General features: G+C 66.0%; 15 protein-coding genes. All 15 read right to left on the reverse strand.

What is annotated here, in order from left to right; all coding sequences use genetic code 11:
* Window positions 1–11: 11 nt before the first annotated feature.
* Window positions 12–338, reverse strand: coding sequence for a hypothetical protein (locus CKY51_RS17905; protein WP_022972473.1), 327 nt, complete (start codon window positions 336–338; stop codon window positions 12–14).
* Window positions 335–3,238 (reverse strand): bifunctional serine/threonine-protein kinase/formylglycine-generating enzyme family protein, encoded by a 2,904-nt coding sequence (locus CKY51_RS17910; RefSeq protein WP_022972474.1) that lies wholly within the window; start codon window positions 3,236–3,238, stop codon window positions 335–337. The genes CKY51_RS17905 and CKY51_RS17910 overlap by 4 nt, the downstream gene beginning before the upstream one ends.
* Entirely contained in the window at window positions 3,235–3,957 is a 723-nt protein-coding gene (locus CKY51_RS17915) for a PP2C family protein-serine/threonine phosphatase (RefSeq protein ID WP_022972475.1), read from the reverse strand. The genes CKY51_RS17910 and CKY51_RS17915 overlap by 4 nt, the downstream gene beginning before the upstream one ends.
* Entirely contained in the window at window positions 3,954–4,607 is a 654-nt protein-coding gene (gene tagF, locus CKY51_RS17920; RefSeq protein WP_022972476.1) for a type VI secretion system-associated protein TagF, read from the reverse strand. Before tagF ends, CKY51_RS17915 begins: the two co-directional genes overlap by 4 nt.
* Window positions 4,604–8,062: a type VI secretion system membrane subunit TssM gene (gene tssM / locus CKY51_RS17925; protein ID WP_022972477.1), complete on the reverse strand. Its 3,459-nt coding sequence runs from the start codon at window positions 8,060–8,062 to the stop codon at window positions 4,604–4,606. Before tssM ends, tagF begins: the two co-directional genes overlap by 4 nt.
* Window positions 8,063–8,065: 3 nt before the next feature.
* A complete protein-coding gene (icmH, locus tag CKY51_RS17930) occupies window positions 8,066–9,379 on the reverse strand; it encodes a type IVB secretion system protein IcmH/DotU (protein WP_022972478.1) in 1,314 nt (437 codons plus the stop codon).
* A 1-nt stretch (window position 9,380) separates the two neighbouring features.
* The gene (gene tssK, locus CKY51_RS17935) at window positions 9,381–10,718 is read right to left on the reverse strand and encodes a type VI secretion system baseplate subunit TssK (protein ID WP_152249595.1); all 1,338 of its coding nucleotides are present in this window, start codon (window positions 10,716–10,718) and stop codon (window positions 9,381–9,383) included.
* Entirely contained in the window at window positions 10,715–12,124 is a 1,410-nt protein-coding gene (tagH, locus tag CKY51_RS17940) for a type VI secretion system-associated FHA domain protein TagH (RefSeq protein WP_022972480.1), read from the reverse strand. Before tagH ends, tssK begins: the two co-directional genes overlap by 4 nt.
* Window positions 12,121–12,660 (reverse strand): DUF6931 family protein, encoded by a 540-nt coding sequence (locus tag CKY51_RS17945; RefSeq protein ID WP_022972481.1) that lies wholly within the window; start codon window positions 12,658–12,660, stop codon window positions 12,121–12,123. Before CKY51_RS17945 ends, tagH begins: the two co-directional genes overlap by 4 nt.
* 8 nt (window positions 12,661–12,668) lie before the next feature.
* Window positions 12,669–14,606 (reverse strand): type VI secretion system Vgr family protein, encoded by a 1,938-nt coding sequence (locus CKY51_RS17950; RefSeq protein ID WP_031339829.1) that lies wholly within the window; start codon window positions 14,604–14,606, stop codon window positions 12,669–12,671.
* A gap of 176 nt (window positions 14,607–14,782) precedes the next feature.
* On the reverse strand, window positions 14,783–15,382 hold the full coding sequence (locus tag CKY51_RS17955) for a toll/interleukin-1 receptor domain-containing protein (protein WP_244952554.1): 600 nt from the start codon (window positions 15,380–15,382) through the stop codon (window positions 14,783–14,785).
* Window positions 15,383–15,569: 187 nt separating this feature from the next.
* A complete protein-coding gene (locus CKY51_RS17960; RefSeq protein ID WP_152249596.1) occupies window positions 15,570–16,163 on the reverse strand; it encodes a hypothetical protein in 594 nt (197 codons plus the stop codon).
* 116 nt (window positions 16,164–16,279) lie between these two features.
* The gene (locus tag CKY51_RS17965) at window positions 16,280–17,455 is read right to left on the reverse strand and encodes a hypothetical protein (RefSeq protein ID WP_152249597.1); all 1,176 of its coding nucleotides are present in this window, start codon (window positions 17,453–17,455) and stop codon (window positions 16,280–16,282) included.
* 452 nt (window positions 17,456–17,907) lie between these two features.
* The gene (locus CKY51_RS17970; RefSeq protein WP_244952555.1) at window positions 17,908–18,672 is read right to left on the reverse strand and encodes a hypothetical protein; all 765 of its coding nucleotides are present in this window, start codon (window positions 18,670–18,672) and stop codon (window positions 17,908–17,910) included.
* 129 nt (window positions 18,673–18,801) lie between these two features.
* On the reverse strand, window positions 18,802–19,616 hold an 815-nt coding region (locus tag CKY51_RS17975; protein WP_152249598.1), incomplete at its 5' end, for an AAA family ATPase.

Raw genomic sequence — 19,616 nt, forward strand, 5'->3', positions numbered from 1 at the left:
CATGGCGGGCGTCACAACGCAGCAAGGCCATGCCAGTACACCCAGGCCGCGCCCAGCAGCATCACCGCCGCCCATAAGCGCAACGTCCACGAGCGCAACGCCGCCTGCAGGGCGGTCGGCGGCTGGCGATCGCGCCGTACCGTCACGATCGGGGTCGGCAAGTTGCGCGGCATTGCGACACGCCGGCGGCGCTCGGTCGGTTGGCCTGCCGAGCGCACGATCGATTGCAGCAATTGCAGGCGCCGCCGCCGATACTCGGCCGGGGCCAGGCGTCGCTCCGCCTGCGCCGCGTTCAAATCCTGCAGGATCAGGTTGGCCCGGGTTTCCCAGTCGTTCATTCCACGTCTCTCACCAAGCGTGCACCGATCCCACGCGACGCCTCGCCGGTGGAGCTCACCGCGCCGGGGCCGACACAGGCTGCCGCACCGCGTTGACTGCCGCGCACGGCCACGTCGCCACCGTCCTGGACCCACTCGGCGATACCGCCGGCCATGTCGAGCAACCCCCAGCTGTTGGACGCCGTCGCTGCACAGCCGTCCTCGCCAGCGCGGGCCGCGCGCAGCCACTCAGCATCGCGTGGCAGCCGATAGCTGCGGCCGCTGACGCTGCTCAGCCAGGCGGCGTAATCGCGGATCAGGGCAACGCTGACCTTGTCCACCGGCGCCGACTTGCGTGTCCAGCGCGACACACGGCAGCGCTGGGTGTCGGCGCAGAACAGCGCGAAGTCGGCCACGCTGATCTCACGACGCATCATCGCCAGCGCCCGCCCGGGCTTGGGCAGTACCGCCAGCTCCGGGCCGCGACCATGCTTGCCCAGGTCGTCGCTGCAGGTGGCCGCGCCGCCGGACGGAGCGGAGATACGGCAAGGATCGGCCGGTTTGGCCGGCGGTGCAGGCACGGCTGCGACCGGCTCCAGTTTCGGCAGCAGGGCCGTTGTATAGGACGCGCGTTGTCGGCTCGCCTTGGCGACATCGCTCTGGAATGTGCGAAAGCCTTCCGCATCCTGCGCTTGCAGCGCCATCTTGCGCTCGCGCAGACGCTGCAATACGGCCGGCGCGGGCAGCGCGGTGCCGAGTTGCTCCAGCTCCAACGCGAACTGGTAACGCGCCAAGGCCTGGCGCAGTCGCGGCACGTCCTGTGCATCCAGTCCCTGCCCAATGACGACGCTGGCGTCTTTCCACCGCCCTTCGCGGCAGAGCCCGCGTGCCAGCCCCAGATAGGCATCGGTCAGCCGTTGCGCGCCCTCGCTGCGCAGAAACGGATGATCCGGGCTGCTGGCGGCGATCTGCGCCAGTTGATTCTTCACCTTCACGACGTCGTTGGCGGCCGCTGCGGTGCGCACCGACTCGATGCGCGCGGCGATCTGCGCCGCACGCTGGGCCTGCGCATCGTCCACCAGCGGCGCTGGCGGGATAGACGGCGCGATCGATGCGGTGACGGTTGCCGCGTCGAGCTCGTGTGCGCACTCCTGCAGCAGCGTGGAGTGCGGGAACACGCGGCGCCCGGTCGCGAGCCAGCGGCGCGCTTCATCGATACGACCTGCGCTGAGCGTATCGGCGCATCCACGCCGGTAGCGTAACTCGAGTTCGGCATGACGCAGCAGGCCGCTGTCAGGTGCAAGCCGCCGCACGCGATCGAGCAGCGCGACCACATTGCCGGGTTGATCCTCGAACAGGGCGCCGGCGTCGATTGCGCCGGTCAACGCGGTGTCCAGACCGTTGAGCAGGCGATCGCGCTCCTGCTCCATGGCACTGCGGCGGGCGTCCAGGCGGGGCGAGAACAGCTTCCACTGGTCGCGCAGGATCAAAATACGCTGCGCACCCAGATAGTCTTCGCGGCCACTGGCAGGTTGCCAATAGTGATCCAGCCGCCGCAGCAGGAAGGCTTCGATCGTGCTGCTGCGGTCCAGGATCAAGCGCCGGCGGTCGTCCTCTCCCAGCGCCCACAACGCCGCCCGTGCATGCGCCTCGTGCACGAACCGCTTCGGCGCTTGTGGTGAGAAGCGCTCGAGCACCCCGGCCACCTTCTCCCGCTGCGCATGCACCTGCAGCCATACCGTTGCACCGGCGCCGCCGGCCAGCAACAGCACGCCCGCCAGCAGATACGGCAGGACGCGCTCGCTGCGGCTGCGTGGGCGCAATTGTTCCAGCAGGGCCGTCATCGTCGGTCGTGCGTTGGCCGCGAACGCCAAGCTGCTGCGCAGTGCGCGATTCTGCCGTCGGCTCAACGTCGGCAAGGGCGCCACGCGCAGCTGCTGCGCCTGCGCCTGCGTCGCCGATTGCTTGGCGAAGGGGTGACGGCCCGACAGCAGTTCGTACACCACGCAGCCGAACGCGTAGACGTCGTCGGCGAACGCCGGCTCGTCGCCACGCAACATTTCCATGCTGGCGTAGGCAGGGGTCAGTGCGCCCAGCGTGGCGGCGTCGAACAGCGTGTGGTCATCGCCGGACTCGGCGCCGGCCAATTTCGCGGCGCGGGCGATCCCGAAGTCGAACACCTTGGCAACGTTTCCTGCGCCGACCATGACATTGCCCGGCTTGAAATCCGAGTGCACGATGCCGGCGGCATGCGCGCGTTGCAGGGCGCGCCCCATGCCTTCGATGAGCGGCCAGGCCTCGGCCAGCGGCATGCCCTCGCCCAGCCGGCCGCGGATCAGCCCGCGCAGGTCGTCGCCCTCGATGTACTCCATCGTCATGAACACGATGGCGCCGTCCTTGTCGAAGTCGTATACCCGCACGATATGGTCGTGTGCCAGGCTCTGCGCGCGACGCGATTCGCGCTGCAATGCGATCAGCGAATCCGGATGACGGCGGAAATCGTCGTTGAGCACTTTCACCGCGATATAGGGATGGCGATCGCGTGCCTCCACCTTGCGTTCGTCGCGCGCCAGATAGACCACACCCATGCCGCCACGGCCGATTTCGCGCACCAGCAGAAAGCGGGCCTTCAGCAGCATGCCCACGCCCACCTGGGCCTCGCCCTGCAATTGCGCGACCCGACGCCAGCTCGATGCACCGGCACTGTCGTCGGTGTGCGGGGGCGGGTTGACCCGGGTCGCCGCGTCGGCCGACGCCTGCGCGGCGCGCTGCTGGGTCAGCGGTGCGATGCGGGTGGCGTCGTCATCCACAGCCGGCGGCTGTGGTGGCGTATCGGCGAGGTCGCGGGCCGGTCGTACACGGGTGCGGTCGTCGTCCGGCGGCGACGTGCGGCCGGTCGTGTCGTTATCGCGGGTGGTCATGGCGGAGCATTCCGTGGGGCCAGGCGCAAGGCCACGGCCGAGACGTTGTCGCGCCCGGCGCGGCCGAGCGCGGTATCGAACAGGCGCGCCACCAGCGCGGCAGGCTGCTGCGCGTGCCTGCAGTGGGCGGCGATCTCATCGTCGCTGAGTTCCTTGTTGATTCCATCCGAGCACAGCAGGTAGTGCTGGCCTGGCCGGCGCGCGCACACCCTCCAGTCCACGTACAGCGCATCGTCGGCGCCGACCGCGCGGGTGAGCGCACCGCCGGCAGGCTGCGCTCGCCCCACCTGGGTCACATCGTCCTTGTCGCCGGCCACGTGGTCGCGGGTCAGCAACTGCAGCCGGCCTTCTTCGAAGGCGTAGGCACGGCTGTCGCCCACCCAGCCGCACATCAGCAGGTCGTGGTCGTGCACCAGCACCACCACGGTGCTGGCGATCACGTCCACCCGCCGCGCGCGCGCCAGGGCACGCAGTTGCTGGTTGACCTGACTCAGCTGCGCATCGATGGCATCGACGAAACTGGCCAGGTCGCCGTCGCGCCGCAAGGCGCCCAGCGCATCGACGACCATGCGACTGGCCAGGTCACCGGCGCTGTGGCCGCCCAGCCCATCGGCCACCGCCCACAGGCCGAGGTCGTCGCGCAGCAAGATCGCATCCTCGTTCTGGCGCCTGACATTGCCTTGCTCGGTACGCCCGGCGGACACGTAACAGGCGCTCATTGCAGGTCCTCTGCAACGCATGCGTTCGCTGTTTGCAATGCGCCAAGCAGGACGTGTGCATGGCAGGCCGCAGGCCAGCCGGCGAACTGCATCCAGGCACCCGGCGCAGATCCTGTCATGGCCGTCCACCACAGGCTGCTGCCAGCGGCGATGGCGCCAGCAGTGGGCAGCGGCGACGCCGACATGGTTGTCTCGTCGTGCGCCTGCTGTGCGAGTGTCACGCAGGCGCGGTCCAACCAGGCACCGTCCTGCTGTCGCTCTGCCCCGATGGTGCACAACACTGTGTCGGCAGCATCCAGCCACATTGGCAGATGTAGATAGGTCGGCATGACCGCACCCGTCGTGCCATCGGCATCGCCTGCAGGCAGCGGTGCGGCGATGACCAGGGGAAAGGCGCGGCCGACGCGATCGACGCTGGCACGCATCGCCCCAGCCCATGCGGCCGTCCCAGCGAGGCCCGGCGGCAGTACGAAGCGCCACACCGGTGCCCGGCCCTCGGGCGCCCTGCTCACTGCTCCGGCGGCAGACAGCACGTCCTGCATCGCCGCATGCCACGGATCGACAAAGCTCTCCGGCAAACGCCGATGCACGAAATCGCCAACCGCAGGCAGCTTGCCGTAGAAGCCCGGCGGGCGTTGCATGGCGCTCATGGGCAGCTGAACCGCTGCACGGCCGACGCCGCGAACGGATGCCGCAGGCTCGCCGGCTGCACGTCCATCCGCACCGTGGCGCTGCCCAGGGCGAGGCTGGCGGTGTAATCCAGATCGCCGCTGCGGCGCAGCCCCCCGGCCTGCAGCGCCCGAAACCAGGCCCAGGGACCGCGGTATTCGACCACCGGCAAGGCCTGCCCGCTGGCGTCCCACGCCGCGACACGCACCAGGCCCGGAGTGGGTCCGGGCCAGGTCATCGACTGGCTGGCACGCGCGCCTTCGCGCACCTCCAGGGTTTGCCCATCCACCTCCAGTTGCAGCCGGCTGATTGCCGCTTGCGGTGGGATCGAGACAGTGAAGGCGACCTGCGGCTGCGCGCCGCCGCCAGCGAAGAACGCTTGCTTGATCTCATCGGCCAGTTGCGCGCGCTCCAGCACGTCGTCGGCACCGACCGCCGCCATGCCCGGGTTCCATTGCCAACGGCGCCCGCTGGTATCGACCTTGCCGAGCAAGGACTGCTGCGTAAAGCGATCCATGCGCCCGCCGGGGCCGAACAGTTCGGCGAAGTCGCGCAACGGAATGTCGTTGCGGCTGCCCGGCACGAACGGGAAGCGCCCGCTCACCAGCAGCGCGCATTCGCGTCCGGCCGCCTGCCGCTGCGCGTTGCGTAGCGCTTCGCCGGCGCTGCTGGCGGTCAATGCGCGACCGCGGCCGGACAAGGTCGCCATCCAGTTTCCCAGCGGCGGCGGCAATTGTTCGGCCTGTTGCGCGGCGATCAGCAACGCCGGATCGTTCTGGTCGGCGGCAACGCCGGCAGCAGCGCCCAACAGCGTACGGCTCATCTGGGTCAGCGCGGCCAGGGTGTCGTCCAGCGCGCTGGCGCCCGGCCCGCCATCGAGCAAGCGGTTGAGCGGCTCGAAATGGCGTTCGATCGGGTCGGCCGCCACATCGGGCTCGGCGACGGCGGTCGCCTCTCCACCCGCTGCAGCGCTGGCACCGCCCTTGGCCGGTGGCGTGCGCCCCAATGCGTGGGTGTGTTCGCGCAGCAGCACCAGCAAGGCCTTCAACGGCGATGCCGGCCCGCCCAGCTTGGCGGCCACCGCACTCGCCTGCCCGGTCTGGGTGACCGGTCGCAGCACCAGATCGGCCAGCAGGCTGTCCCAGGCGGCGATGTAGTCGCGCTGATACAGCGCCAAGACCTCGCGCTCCAGTTGCGAGCGCCCCAACGGGTCCAGTGGCGCCGTACCCAGCACCCAGTCATCGGCGAGAAACTGCTGCACGCCACGCGCGATGCCGCCACCGGTCTGTGCCTGGAACGCCTGGCGGGTGAACAGCGGCGGCAATGGCGCAGACAACGGCAGGCCACTGCGGCGTTCGAAGACATCGCCCAACAGGCCCAGGCGGCGATCCAGGCGCGGGGCCTGGCCGGCATCGACGCCGGGCTGCGTCAGCTTGAGGCCGCCATAGACCAGTGCCGGCAGTTCGGCGGTTCGCAAGCTCGCCCGTGTCTGCTCGATCTGCTGCCGATCCAGCGCAAGCGCGCGGGCGCCATCGACCGGACCCAGCAACGCGCGCAGATGCCGATTCAATCCCGCACGCACCGACGCATCGTCGGGAAACACCTGTCGCCAGACCGTGCCTGCCAGCGTGGCCAGATGCAGGACGTCGCGGCGCGCCGGGTCGCCCAGCATCAGATAGCCCTTCAGCAGCGGATACAAGCGTTGCGGATCGTTGCTGGCCTGCTCCAGCTTGCGTCGCAGCGACTGTGCCAATGCCGGCAGCAGCGCGCCGTTGAGGTCGCGCAGATAGGCGTCCTGCACATCGCGCGCCAACGCCTTACCCTGGTGCAGACCGAAGCGTCGCGACCACGGAATCGACTGGCCCGGTGGCAGTGCCACATCGCGCGCGCCCGCCAGCGCGTCGAACCGCTGCAAGGCCTTGGCATAGAACGCGTCCTCGCCGGCATCGGCAGGCAGCGCGCCGGCAGGATAGGCGTCGAGCGCATCGCGCACCTGCCCGATCAGTTGCACGTTGTGGGCGTAACTGCCGGCCATGCCCGACAGCACGCCCAGGGTGGTGGCGGTCAGCACAGCCCAGCAGGCCAGCTGCAGCAACCGACGGCGCTGCGCGCTGCCGGGTTGGCTGCCGGCCAGGCCCGCCTCGGCGAAGACGACGTCGTTGAGCAGGCGTGGCAGGAAGTAACTGCGTGGCGCGCTGATGGCCAGCGGCAGACCGGCAGCGGCGACACCGAAGTGCCGCGCCACTGCCGAGATGACGCGATCGATCGGATGGCCTTGCTGCGTCCCAGAACTGAGATAGACACCACGCAACCACGGCTGGCCGGCATAGCCATGGCGGCCGAACGCGGTCTGCACGAACTCCATCAGCGCCGGCTGCAGCAGCCGCAGCTGCTGTGGGAAGGACAGCACCGCGGCACGCTCGCGTGCATCGCGCGCCCGGTGCAGGCGCTCCAGCACGCGCTGATCGACCCGCTCCAGCAGGCGTTCGAGCTCGGTGGGGAATCGCGTCAACGGATCGGTGTCACCGGTGGTCTGCGCCTGCGGGAACGACACTCCCCACACCTGCGCGCGACCGGCGGCATCCAGATCGGCGAAGAACTCGGCAAAGCCCGACACCAGGTCGCATTTGGTCACGACCAGGTAGACCGGCACGCGTGCGCGCAGTTTGTCGACCAGTTCGTCCAGCCGATGACGCACCGCGCGCGCATGCGACAGACCGGCATCGCCATCGAGCTCCAGCAGCTCGGCCACGCTCACGGTCACGATGACGCCATTCAACGGCTGTCGGCGGTGCCGCCGCAGCAGGTCCAGAAAGCCGTGCCAGGCACCGGCATCGGCGATGGCGTCCGAATCCTGAGTGGTATAGCGCCCCGCGCTGTCGAGGAACACCGCCTGGTCGGCGAACCACCAATCGCAGTTGCGCGTACCGCCGACGCCTTCCAGCGCAGCGTGGTTGCCATGTTCCTTGAGTGGAAACTCCAGGCCCGAAGCCTGCAGCAAGGTGCTCTTGCCGGAACCGGGCGCACCGATCAGCAGATACCAGGGCAGCACGTGCAGGCCGGGACCGAAGCGACGGCGCCGCCGCAGCACCGCCATCGCTTCGGCGAAGCGTGCACGCAAGCGGACCTGTTCCTGTGCTGCACGTGCGCGACTGTCGTTGCCACTGGCGTCTTCGGCGCTGGCGCCCTGCCCGACCAGTTCGCCGGCCAGACGCTGCTGCTTGGCGCTGTCGCGGCGCCAGCGCAGATAGCGCCACCCCGCCCACACGAGCAGCAGCACAGCCACGGCCAGCAGGCGCCCGCTCACGCTGGCGAGCGGCTGAAAGCGGCCCAGGCTGAGATAGGGTCCGCCGACCCAGACGAGCACGGCCAGCAGAGCGAGGACGGCCGCACTGGCGACGTAGCGGGTGCGCAGGAAATCGAGCACAAAGCGCATGGGTCAGGTCTCGGGAATCAACAGGATTTCGACGCGCCGATTGCGCGCACGGTTGCCGGGTAGCTGCGGCGGTAACGCAATCGGCTGGGAATCGCCCGCGCCGCTGGTCTGGACGCGGCGCGGGTCGCGCAAGCCGGCGGCCAACACGGCGCCCACGCTCTCGGCGCGGCGCGCCGACAAGGCGAAGTTGTCCTTGAAGCGCAGCGAACGCACCGGTTGGTCGTCGGTATGTCCCACCACCACCACCCGCCCCGGCACCTGTTCCAGCGCCGCCGCAACGCGTTCGAGCAGGCGGGTCTGATCGGCATCCAGCTCCGCGCTCCCGCTGGGGAACATGGACGCGCTGGCCAGGCGCACGGTGCTGCGACCATCGCCTTCGGTCTGGACGCTCAGCAAGCCTGCGCGTTGCTCGGCGGCCAGCAAGGGGGCAAGCGCCACCGTGGTTGCCGGTGTGGCGGCCGGAATCGGCAACGTCACCCGGTCCAGGCCGATACGCGCCAGCTGCGCGCTGATCGGCGCGGTCAGCGCATTGAGGCGTGCATGCAACCACACGAACGCCAGCAGCACGATGCACAGCGAAGCCAGCGTCGCGATCCACAGCGGCGTGGCCGCGGCATTGCGCTGCAACGGCGCCTGCGCGCCTTGCCAGCTGGGCGACAGTTCGGCGGGTGCCGGCAAGCGTTGGCGCTGGATGAGTTGGTACAGCTCGGCCTGGCGATCGGCCAGCCGCGCCCGCCCGCCCTGCTCCACCCGATAGCGACCGCCAAAGCCGAGCGCCAAGGCCAGATACAGCAGCTCCAGCAGGTCCAGGTGCCGCGCCGGATCACGCGCCAGCCGATCGAGCAGATCGAAGACCTTGGCGCCGCCATAGGTCTCGCCGTGGAAGGTCACCAGCAAAGTGCGCTGCGACCAGCCGCTGCCCTCGCCCCAGGGCGCGGCCAGCACGGCTTCGTCCAGCAGCGTGCACAGCACATAACGTGCGGCGATGCCGGTCTTGTCGTCGATGCCCTGTTGCCGCAGCTCCTGCTCGAAGCGCTGCAGGCGCGTGCTGCAGTTTTCGCGCAAGATGGCGATGTCCGGCGTCTGCGTAGAGTGTCGCAACTGCACCGCCAACAACAGCAGCGGCGTGGCGGCGCGCACCACCGCGTTGCCCTGCATCGCGCCCGGCGCCGCGCGCATGGCGGCATCCAGGTCGGGCGGTTGCACGGTGCGCGTCGTCGCCTGGCGAGCCGGCGTGGCGACAACGGGCCGCGGCGCCGGTGTCGCGCTGCGGACCACGGTGGCATCGTCGTCGTGTTGGTCGACCGTATTGCTCATCTCAATTCCTCACCGCCCACAGCTCGAGTTCCAGGCCGGGAAAACCACTGCCGAAATGCAGCGCCACGCCACCGGAGGTGCGCAGCGTCTTCCACAGCGACGATTGCCGATCGAGTTCGAAGTAGGCGCAGCCGGCGTGATACGGCACCTGCCGCGGCGCCATCGCCAGCGCGCTCACGGCCACCCCTGGCAATTGCAGGTTCACCAGGTCGCGGATCTTCTCCACCGGGCCGATCTTCGATTCGGTGGGCAGCCGCTTGCGCAAGTCCTCGGCGCGCAGATCGGCCTTGACCGCCAGCACGAACGCCGCCGAGTCCAGCAAGGCCGGATCGGGCACCATGCCCACCCAGACGCCGTACTTGCGTTGCTGCAAGGGCACGGCAATCGCCGACTGTTCGAGCACCGCGCTCAGGCTTTCGCGCAAGGACAGCACCACCGGATCGAAGCTCGTCTGCAGCGCATCGTGTGCATACGGCGGAAATGGCCCGCTGCGTTTGCTGACACGGGTGAAGGTCGCCAGTTCGCCGGCCATCCCCAGCAGCACGCAGTACAGTGCTTCGGGATGCTCCAACGGCGCGCTCGCCCAATGCGCCACCAGCGGTTGATAGCGATTGATCACCTGCAGCATCAGCACGTCGGCGATTTCCGCCACGCCACCCCGGTCGCTGCCGGCCACGCGTTCGGCCAACGCCTGGCCGCGCTGATGCAATAGCCCCAGCAATTCCGCCAGCAGCGTAGATAGGCGCGCTGCGCCTTCGATCCGGCTGGCGGTCGGGATGAAGGCGTCATCGAGAATCACCCGTCGATCGGCGCGGCATTCGATGATGCGCGCCATCGGCACCTCCACCAGCCCTTCGCCCGGTTCGGACTGCAGGCGCAGGCGACTGGCCAACACGCCCACTTCCAGCAGCACGGTCCCGGCGATGCTGCCAGAGGCATCGCCGACTTCCGCTTCGCCCACGCGATACCGTGCCAGTCGGCTGCCATCGCCATCCGGCCAGGCGCTATCGGGTTGGGCGGTTGCGCGCAGCGGCAGCGCCAGGCTCACCACCTGGTCACGGCAGTTGGCCGGTACGTCCAGTGCTGGCGGCGCCGGATCGCGATCGGGAATGGAAAACGGCGTGCCGTCCGGAAAGCAGCCGCGGGCGCGGCGAATGCCGAGCTTGCCGATCGCCAGCAGTTCCGGCTCCAGCTCCAATTGGCTGAAGCCCCACGCATGCGGCCGCAGCGCACCGGCATGCAGTTCCATGTAGCGCTCGAGATAGCGCTCCTGTTGTTGCATGTGCTGCGGGCGTAGAAACAGGCCCTCGCTCCAGATCACCTTGTTGTAAGGGGTCATGCTCGGTCGCCGTCTGCGGGTTGGGCCTGCGTCTTGGCGCGGGCCAGCTGTTGTTCGTAGGCACGGGCAAACTCTTCGCCGAATAGGCGGCGGAAGCGCTCATCCGGATCGCTGCGCAGCTCGCGGTAGTGCTGCGCGTAGCGTCGCCAGGGCCGATTGCCCCAGGCAGCGAGCGCGGAATGGCCGGCTGCGTCGGCCTCGAAGCGTGCCGGATCGAACTGGGTGAACACATGCTCGAAGGCCGCACGCATGCCGGCCAGCAAGGCCAACTGGTGACGCCCGATGTCCTCCATCGCTTCTTCGATCGCGGCTGCGCCGGTCAGGTAGCCGGCGCCTGCTGGCGCCAACAGGCGAGCGACCGCTTCGTCCACGGTGGCGGCGAACTTGAGCGGGTTGTTCTCGGTGCGCTGGATCAGCGTGACCGGCAGACGCAGGCTGTTCTTCAGCTCGGCGCGTGCGCGCAACACATCCATCAGGCCAGCGGTCATGGCGGCGAACAGCGCAGGCAGTTCGGGCGTGCCTGGCGTCGGCGCGACCGCTGGCTGCGCCGTGGCCGGGACCGCCGCGGTTACCGACGCCGCAGCACCGCGCGGTGCCGAGACCGGGCTTGGCACTGGCGCGGGCGCGGGTGTCTGGGTCTGGGTCTGCGTTGGTGTTGGCGCCGTTGCGGCATTGGCCACCGGCGCGGACGGCAGCGGCGTTTGCATGCCTGCCACTGGATCTGCAACCGGCGGCAGCGCAAATTCGCTGCGTGTCAGATCCCAGTGCTCTGGCAACACGACACCAGCGGCAGCCGGCACGGCCACGGGGGCACGGTAGGCGTCAGCCGTTGCCGGCGCATGCCCCAACCCGAACGCCGCAGCATCGCCCTGGCTGCCGGCCAGCGTGAACGAAGTGGCGAACAAGGCCAGCGGGTCGGTATCGGCGGCCCGCGTCGACGCTGGCCCAAGCTCGGCAAAGACATCGCGCTCGCGCTCCAGCGGTGGTTGCCAGGATTGCTGCGGTGGCGGCGTTGGCGATAGCGTCCACGGTTCGGCGCGATTCCAGCTCTGCGTGGCTGCCGGGACAGCGGTGACGCTTGCGCTTTCCACCGCCACGTCGATGTCGAAGGCATCGATGCGCAAGGCGTCGCCGGCATGCAGGGGCACCGGGAAGCCGGCGCGCAGCGGCACGCCGTTATGCAAGACACCGTTGGTGCTGTGGTCTTCGATGAAATACATCCCATCGAGATGGCGCACGCTGGCATGCAGGCGCGAGACGCCCTCGCCTTCCAGCACCCAGTCGCAGGACGCGTCGCGGCCGATGCGCCCGCCTTCTGCAGCGAAGCTGGCCTGCGGCGGCCTGCTGCCCGGCACCGCCTGGGCATCGCGCACCGTCAACGTCAGCCTGGACGACGCCGCGCTCATGGCGCACGCTCGCGGACGCGCAGTCCCGACAGCAGTCGCGCGGCATCTTCGCTCCAGCGCACCAATTGCGCTTCGAAGGTCGCAGGCTCGCGCCCAGCCAGATGCAGCAACGCCGCCACGGCCGCCGCCGCGGTCAGGTGATCGGCCACCGGCGGACCGTCTTCGTCGCTCAGGCTGCCATCGCTCCAGGCCGCGGCCGCCGCCAGCCAGGCGCCGACCGATTGGTAGTCGTCGTCAGCGGCAAATGCGCGTGCGCTCTCGCGCTGGGTGGGGCCCGGCTGCTGCACCCACGCCTGCGCCAACCGCAGACCTTCGCTGTCGTGGCCGCTGAGCGCTTGCGCGCGCATGCATTGGCACAACCACGCCACCGCATACGGCCTGGGCAACAGACGCAAGGCCAACGGCAACGCGTCCTGGGCAAGCCCACGCGCCAGCAATTCGCGCACGGCAGTCTCCGGCGCCATGTCCGGCGCCAAGGCGGCGTGCGCGGAGGGAGAGAGCCGCATCTGCCGCGCGGCGGGAAGAATCTGCAACATGGCGGACCTCAAGCGATGATGGGCGGAGTGCCCTTGAGCACGGCCGGACCGGACGACTGCAATAGCAGCGCCGCGTTGGCACGCGCAGTGGTCACGGCGTTGGATTGCAGCAGCACCGCGGCGTTGGAGCGCAGGGTCAGGTTGGCCATCGCGCTGACATCGACACTGACGCCGCCCTGGATGCCGACGCTGACGCGTCCATCGAGCGTCAGCCGGGTGCCGCTGAGCACGATCTCGCCGCTGGCCTTCAACTGCAGGCGGGCCATCCCGGTCACCAGCTCGATCTCGCTGCCGGCCTGAATGCGCAGCGCCTTGCCCACGTCCAGGCGGTCGTTGCCGCCAATCGTGTGGCTGCGCTCACGTTTGATCTCGACGGTCTCGTTGCCGTCGACGGTGACGAAATGGTCGTTCTCCACTTCATGGCGCAGATCGCGCTGCGCATGCAGCAGCAGCTCCTCGCTGCCCTTCTTGTCGTCGAAACGGATCTCGTTGTAGTCCTCGACCCCACCCAACACGCTGCGGCTCTTGACCCCGCTGCGGGTGCGCTGCTCGGGCAGTGCATACGGCGGCATCTGATCGGCGTTGTAGACGCTGCCGATGATGAGCGGGCGATCCGGGTTGCCTTCCAGAAAGCTCACCACCACCTCTTGGCCAACACGCGGAAGATACTGCGCGCCCCAACGCTTGCCTGCCCACGCCTGCGCGACCCGCACCGGACACGAACAGTCGGCGTTCGGCGTTCCTGGCGGGCTCCAGAAGAAATTGACCTGGACGCGACCGTGCCGATCGACCGCGATGTCTTCTGGCGTCTTGCCGTCGACCACCGCGGTCTGCAAGCCGGCGATGCGGGGGCCCGGCGTGGTCTGCGGAGTGCGGAACGGCTGTCGGCTGCGCAGCGCACGAAACGTGGACGCAAACGGCTCGACGACCGTCTCGCCACCGGAGACGTAGTCCACTTCGACCAGTTCGGTGTCTGCGCTGGTCACCAGGTATTCCTGGTTATGCTCGGCCAGCGGAAAATCGCGCAGCTTGAACAACGCACCGACCTGCAGGCCGCAGGCATCGGTCCAGCCCTGGTACTGCGCCTGCGCCACGTTGAGCGCTTCGGCACGCACCTGGGCGTGACGACGACCGGCCGCGACATCCAGATGCTCGCCGGGATAGTCGAACACCTCCAGCTCACCCAACGCCGGTCCGGAGGACTCGGCCGGGGTCTCGTCCACCCGCAGCGAGGCCTTGGGCTTGAGATAGTCGTAGTCGTCCAGCCGCACGCGCGTGCTGTGTGCACTGCGCGCCAGCGACCAGTCGGTGATCGCGTCCTTCATCCGGCTGCCCTTCTGTCCGGGCGGGCAATAAGGAATCTGCGCGAACGGCGCGACGGCCTCGTGGCCGCCGAGGCTATCGGCCAGGACCAGCGTATGCGTGCTGGCGCTGTGTTCGAAGTAGTAGTAGATGCCCTCCTGCTCCATCAGCCGGCTGATGAAGTTAAGCCCGCTTTCGCGGTACTGCACGCAGTATTCACGCGGCTGGTAGCTCGCGCTCAGGCGCAACTTGATATCGGTGCAGCCCACGTCAGACAGCAATGCGCGTACCAGCTCCGGCACGCTCTTGTTCTTGTAGATGCGGCAATCGTGGCGCTGCCCGAGCAACCACAGCTTGGGCACCAGCGAGAAGGCATAGGTGGCGTAGCGTAGTCCCTCGATCTGCTCGAACCCGGTCTGCTCGGCCTCGGCGACAATGCCGTGGTAGTGCCGCACATAGCCCTGCGGCGAGGTGACCTTGACCGCCATCGGCTTGCCCAGCAGAGCACGCAGGTCGATCGCCACATCGCGGCTGATGCCGTGCAACGCGAACGCATAGGGGCGCCCCAGCTCCTCGTGCGCGCTCATCCGCACAAAGCGTAGCGTCTTGCCCAGCGGCGACTGCAGGGTAATGGCGTGGGCCATGGTCAAGCTCCCAGCATGGTCTTGCGGCACATAGGTGCGGAGGTCGATTCCATGCGATGACTTTGCCGGCCGCGCCGGGGTGCAGGGAAATCGATAATCGCGATGCCACACATACCGGGGAGGAGTAGGTCACCGCGCTCACGCCATGGCATCGCCGCAACGCCCGGCATGCCCTCTCAACGGATCAGCTGCTGGATCTGGGCGAGCACCCACGCATAGTCAGTGCTCGACAGGATGTAGTCCCCTTTGTCCCACGCCAGCCCGGAGCGCCCGCCATCGGTCTTGGCGACCGGTATCCGGGTGACGCCATCGCCACGACTCCCGGGAAGCGTGCAGGCATCGGTGGTGAATTCCAGTATCAACCCGCGTAGCGGTCGGTCTGCAGGACGCCCCGCCTTCTGGCCGATGAACTGGTCCCATTCCTGCCGACACCACTGGCTGTCCCTGAACTCATCCGTATAGCAAAACAGCATCAACTGCGCCTGACGCATCGCCGCCTGGTACAGCGCATTCCAGTCTTCACGCATCGCCCCGATGGGCATTGCGCCGGTCGGCGAACGCATGTGCGCGCGGGTATCGGGGGCGACCGTGGCGCGATCGTCGATGGACCGCGATACGATCGAATCGACATACACCGCATCGATGTCGTAGAGCCCAAGACTCTTCATCAACTCGCTGCGCAGCCAGTGCATAAAGGTCGAGCCATGGTTGGCCATGGCAAAGCTGGTGAGGATTCTGCAGCTCATACGCTCATTTCCGGGAAAGAGGTCACTCACCACACGCGCCGAGCAACCGGTGTGCTTCAGGAGCGTTGAGAGGTCAATCGTGCACCGTATTGCCATAGGCTCACTGTCACGCCGCGCGTTTAGCGACCGACGCCGTCGCCAGACAATCTTCACACTTGAAAATCAACGCAAAAAAGCGCAGAGGAACTATCAGCCGTCAAATAATTAGAGAAAATACTCAGGGCGGACCAATAAGATCATTCCATCCGTCATTCTTGACATAATCAGAAACGCCTCTAGTGTATTTTTCAAAACTAGCTGTACCTGACAACGAAGCGTCATAATGTATCGCAACCTCACCAATCTTCATGCTAATCACCCTATAGCCGAACATCTTTAGCCCAGCCAGCTCTCTGCCAGTGACAGTCAATTGGTTGGCATAGAGACCATCTGAATTTATTATATTGACCTTCGTGCGAGGCGAAGCCAAATAGAACTTCGTTCTGGAATGAATCCCCCCCAGCAGCCACGCATCATTGACAAGCATAGTCCACTTACTAGAATCCATTATAGACCCGCCACCAGCATCCTCGTTCATGACCGCCATGTTTATTTTCATACTAGGCCCGATACCTGGGACGATTTGATTGCAGGCATCAATCCCCACTGGCTCGGATTTCAAGATCCTACCAATTACAAGAAATTGTAGATTTGTCTTTTGTGCATTAAGATAAGTTCGCCACGCCACATTGACCCCATCCTCAGTAAGTCCATGATAATGATCCTTGCAGGCCATGACAGCCGAATTAAATTCCGCCTCACTTGCATACATAAAATTTTTCTCAATTTATTAATTGAATCGGTGCGTATTCGGCATGCATTTAATGGTGAGGTCACGGATCTGCAGCGGGCAGGTCTACGCATTCGCACCAATACCCCCTTTTTGCCTCAAGTCGCGCTGCTGTGACCGAAGTGACCACGCACCTCCGTCATCATCCGCGCGACCTTGCTCTTGCTGGTCACGAAGAAATCTTTCTTGACATGGGTCTTCGCGGGCTGCGCCGCTGCCGTGAGCCCTTCCAATTGCAGGTTCGATCGCTCGACCAGCTTACGTGCATGCCGGACCGTCGGCGCGATCTTGCTCTCCTGCATCGTCTCCAGCTGCCGCATCCAGCCCGGCAGACCGATATCGGCGACAAACAGGTTGGCCACACTCGAGGTGTCGGCACTGATCAGCAGGTAGCAGCCCAGGATCGGGCAGTCCTTGAACACCTCGATGCTCAGCGAGGACGGCGTCTGCAACCAACGGTTGCCTGCACGCATCTCCTTGATGTCCATCCCGATGACGGTGAGTTTCAGCACGAAATCAGCAATGAATCCGGCAATGCCGGGCCCCATGGTCGAAGCAACGCCCATGTCCAGCGAGAGGCCAGCGAACTTGGTGGCCAGGCCGACACTCTGATTGGCCCAGTCGATTCCGCCGATCAGCAACTGCGTCTCGATGATGTGCTGCACCGAGTCCACCGCCGCCTGCGGCGTACCGCTGCGGAAGCCGGAGCGATAGTCGCCGGCCACCATCCGGTAGCGCATGTGCGCGTCGCCGATGACTTGGGCCGATATCTCAGCCCACTTCTTGGCGGAGTAGAAGATCCCGATGATCGGCAGGATCTCCTTGAACAAGTCGCCAGCCGCTTCGGCTCCGAGTGCTGCCACGATCTCATGGAAGCCCTCCACGCCCGCAGCATCGGCGATGAACTTCTCCGCCGCAGCGGCAATCTTTGGGATGGCCGCCTCGGTGACCTTGTCCTTGATCATCTGCTGAAACTCGTAGATCGCCACCCCGGTCCCAAATGCGTTGCCGGACGCGTAGCCCCGCTTGCCAAAGCTCAGGCGGGTGCCATTGAAGGTCTGGAACAGCAGATTCCGACGTGTCTTGGCGACGACCGCCAGCGCATCGAATTCTTCACGACTCAGAGCGGATGTGGTCATACAAGTCCTCGTTGTATTTGGCGTGCCTACTGCGGAGGGTGCATCGACACCGCCGACCCTAATCCGCTTCCCGTTGGGCACAGAACGCCCAAAGATCATTTGACAGGTACGACGCCGATCGAGGAAATCAAACATCGCGATACCATGCATCCGCGCGACTAATATGCCGGCCCGAGTCGCATGCGCTGGATGGAAGCGCGATACCACTTATAAGGCGCATTACAGTGCTAGCGCGTAGCCCTGATGGGTATCGCGTCCATCGACAAACCCATGTGCGCGCGGGCACTGGGCAACTGTGGCACGATCGTCGTCTGTAGCGAACGCAATCGACATACACCGCGTCGATCATGCCTGCGCCGGACTGACCCTGGGTCACCGGGTGCCGTTCGGTAGGAGACAGCTGCAGGAAATGCAGGTTGTGGCAGTTGTTGCGGTTGAGCGCTATGGCCGAGCGTTAGCTGCACGAGTGGATAGTTTGGCGGGGCTTGCAGGAAGTCGCTCACCCGTTCGACCCAGCGAAGTCAGGCTGCACCTGACTGACTGACAAGATCCAGAGGATCTGGCGCGGTGCATGGCCAGTGTGTTCATCATGCAGGTTTCGTGATGGTGAAGTGCTCCGGGACGGCCACCACCTCGGCGATGACCGTGTCATTGGGCCCATTGGTCAGCGGCATCTCCGTGGAAGGCAACGTCCTGGGAACCACACTCAGGCGCTTCTGCACGCCCTCCAGGTAGCGGATGCCTTTGGCATCCCAACACTCGCGGAGGCGGTTGCCCTCGTCGACCGTCTCCACGTGGGGCCAAATCCGCAGAGGCATCACGCCAGCCATGCAGTGCACGGCATAACCGCGGTTGTTCGTGGCGATCCAAGTTTCGCCGCGGAGGAATATCTGTACTGGAATCCGATCGGCGCCGACACCTGTGCCGCCGAGGTCGGTCGCGCGGATATCGTCCGCATAGACCTTGAGTGGTCGACCGGTAATTTCCTGTGGAAATCCAAGGATGGCCTTCTGGTTGACGTTGCCGGCACCAGCGAAACTGCCGGCGACCCGGATCTGCCCAAAGTGGATCTTTCCGATATTAATCAGCCCGTCTTTAGCAAATTGTGTCCATGCCAGCTTCATCTTCTCCACGGTGACGGCTAAGCCCGCTTGAACCCTCATATTGGCCATTCGATGCAGTACGACGGTATTCCAGGCGTGCCGGTATGTAGCCGGCAAGTCGTCATATTTCAGATAGTACTGGTTGAAGATATCATCTTGCAGCATCCTCACCGATAGCGGAACAGTGTTCTCCTTTCCCAGAGGTGGCGTAATATTGTTGATGAATTTTTCCAGTTTTTTCTTTTCCACGAATACAGCTCCGATAAGCAACTTTGGGGCTCGGCTTGGAACGCTTGAGCAGCCTTCACATGACGAGTGGCGCGGCACGCGTCGGCGACATCCACCAATGACGTCCACAGGTTTAGCTGTCTTGTTCGACTAGCCGAAGTCATGGATGAGCCCACTCTCCGTAACGCGCACGTTTACCCGAAAGCACTCTTCGCCAGCGATTGTTCTCACCAGCAATTCCCGACTGATCTCCGGCAACATCGAATTGGTCAGGATCGCATCGATCATCCGCCCGCCCGACTCGCTCTCCGTGCATCGCGAGACCACCAGCTCCACCACCGAGTCGTCGTAGTCGAACGGAATCCTGTAGCGCTCCTCGATCCGCTGCTTGATGCGATTCAACTGCAGCCGCACGATCTGGCCGAGCATGGCGTTACTGAGCGGGTAATACGGAATCGCCACCAAACGCCCGAGCAACGCCGGCGGGAAGACCTTCAACAACGGCTCGCGGATGGCCTTGGCCATGCCGTCTGGATCGGGCAGTAGTTCCGGATCCTTGCATAGGCTGGCGATCAGGTCGGTGCCGGCGTTGCTGGTGAGGATGATCAAGGTGTTGCGGAAGTCGATGCGGCGGCCTTCGCCGTCTTCCATCCAACCCTTGTCGAAGACCTGGAAGAACAGTTCGTGGACGTCCGGGTGCGCTTTTTCCACTTCGTCCAGCAGCACCACCGAGTACGGTTTTCGGCGTACCGCTTCGGTCAGCACGCCACCCTCGCCGTAACCCACATACCCCGGAGGTGCACCCTTGAGCGAGGAGACGGTGTGGGCCTCTTGGTACTCGCTCATGTTGATGGTGATCAGGTTCTGCTCACCGCCATACAAGGTTTCGGCCAGGGCGAGTGCGGTTTCGGTCTTGCCGACGCCAGAGGTGCCGGCCAGCAGAAACACGCCGATCGGTTTGTCCG

The sequence above is a fragment of the Xanthomonas maliensis genome (assembly GCF_009192945.1).
In the GTDB taxonomy this organism is placed as follows: Bacteria; Pseudomonadota; Gammaproteobacteria; order Xanthomonadales; family Xanthomonadaceae; genus Xanthomonas; species Xanthomonas maliensis.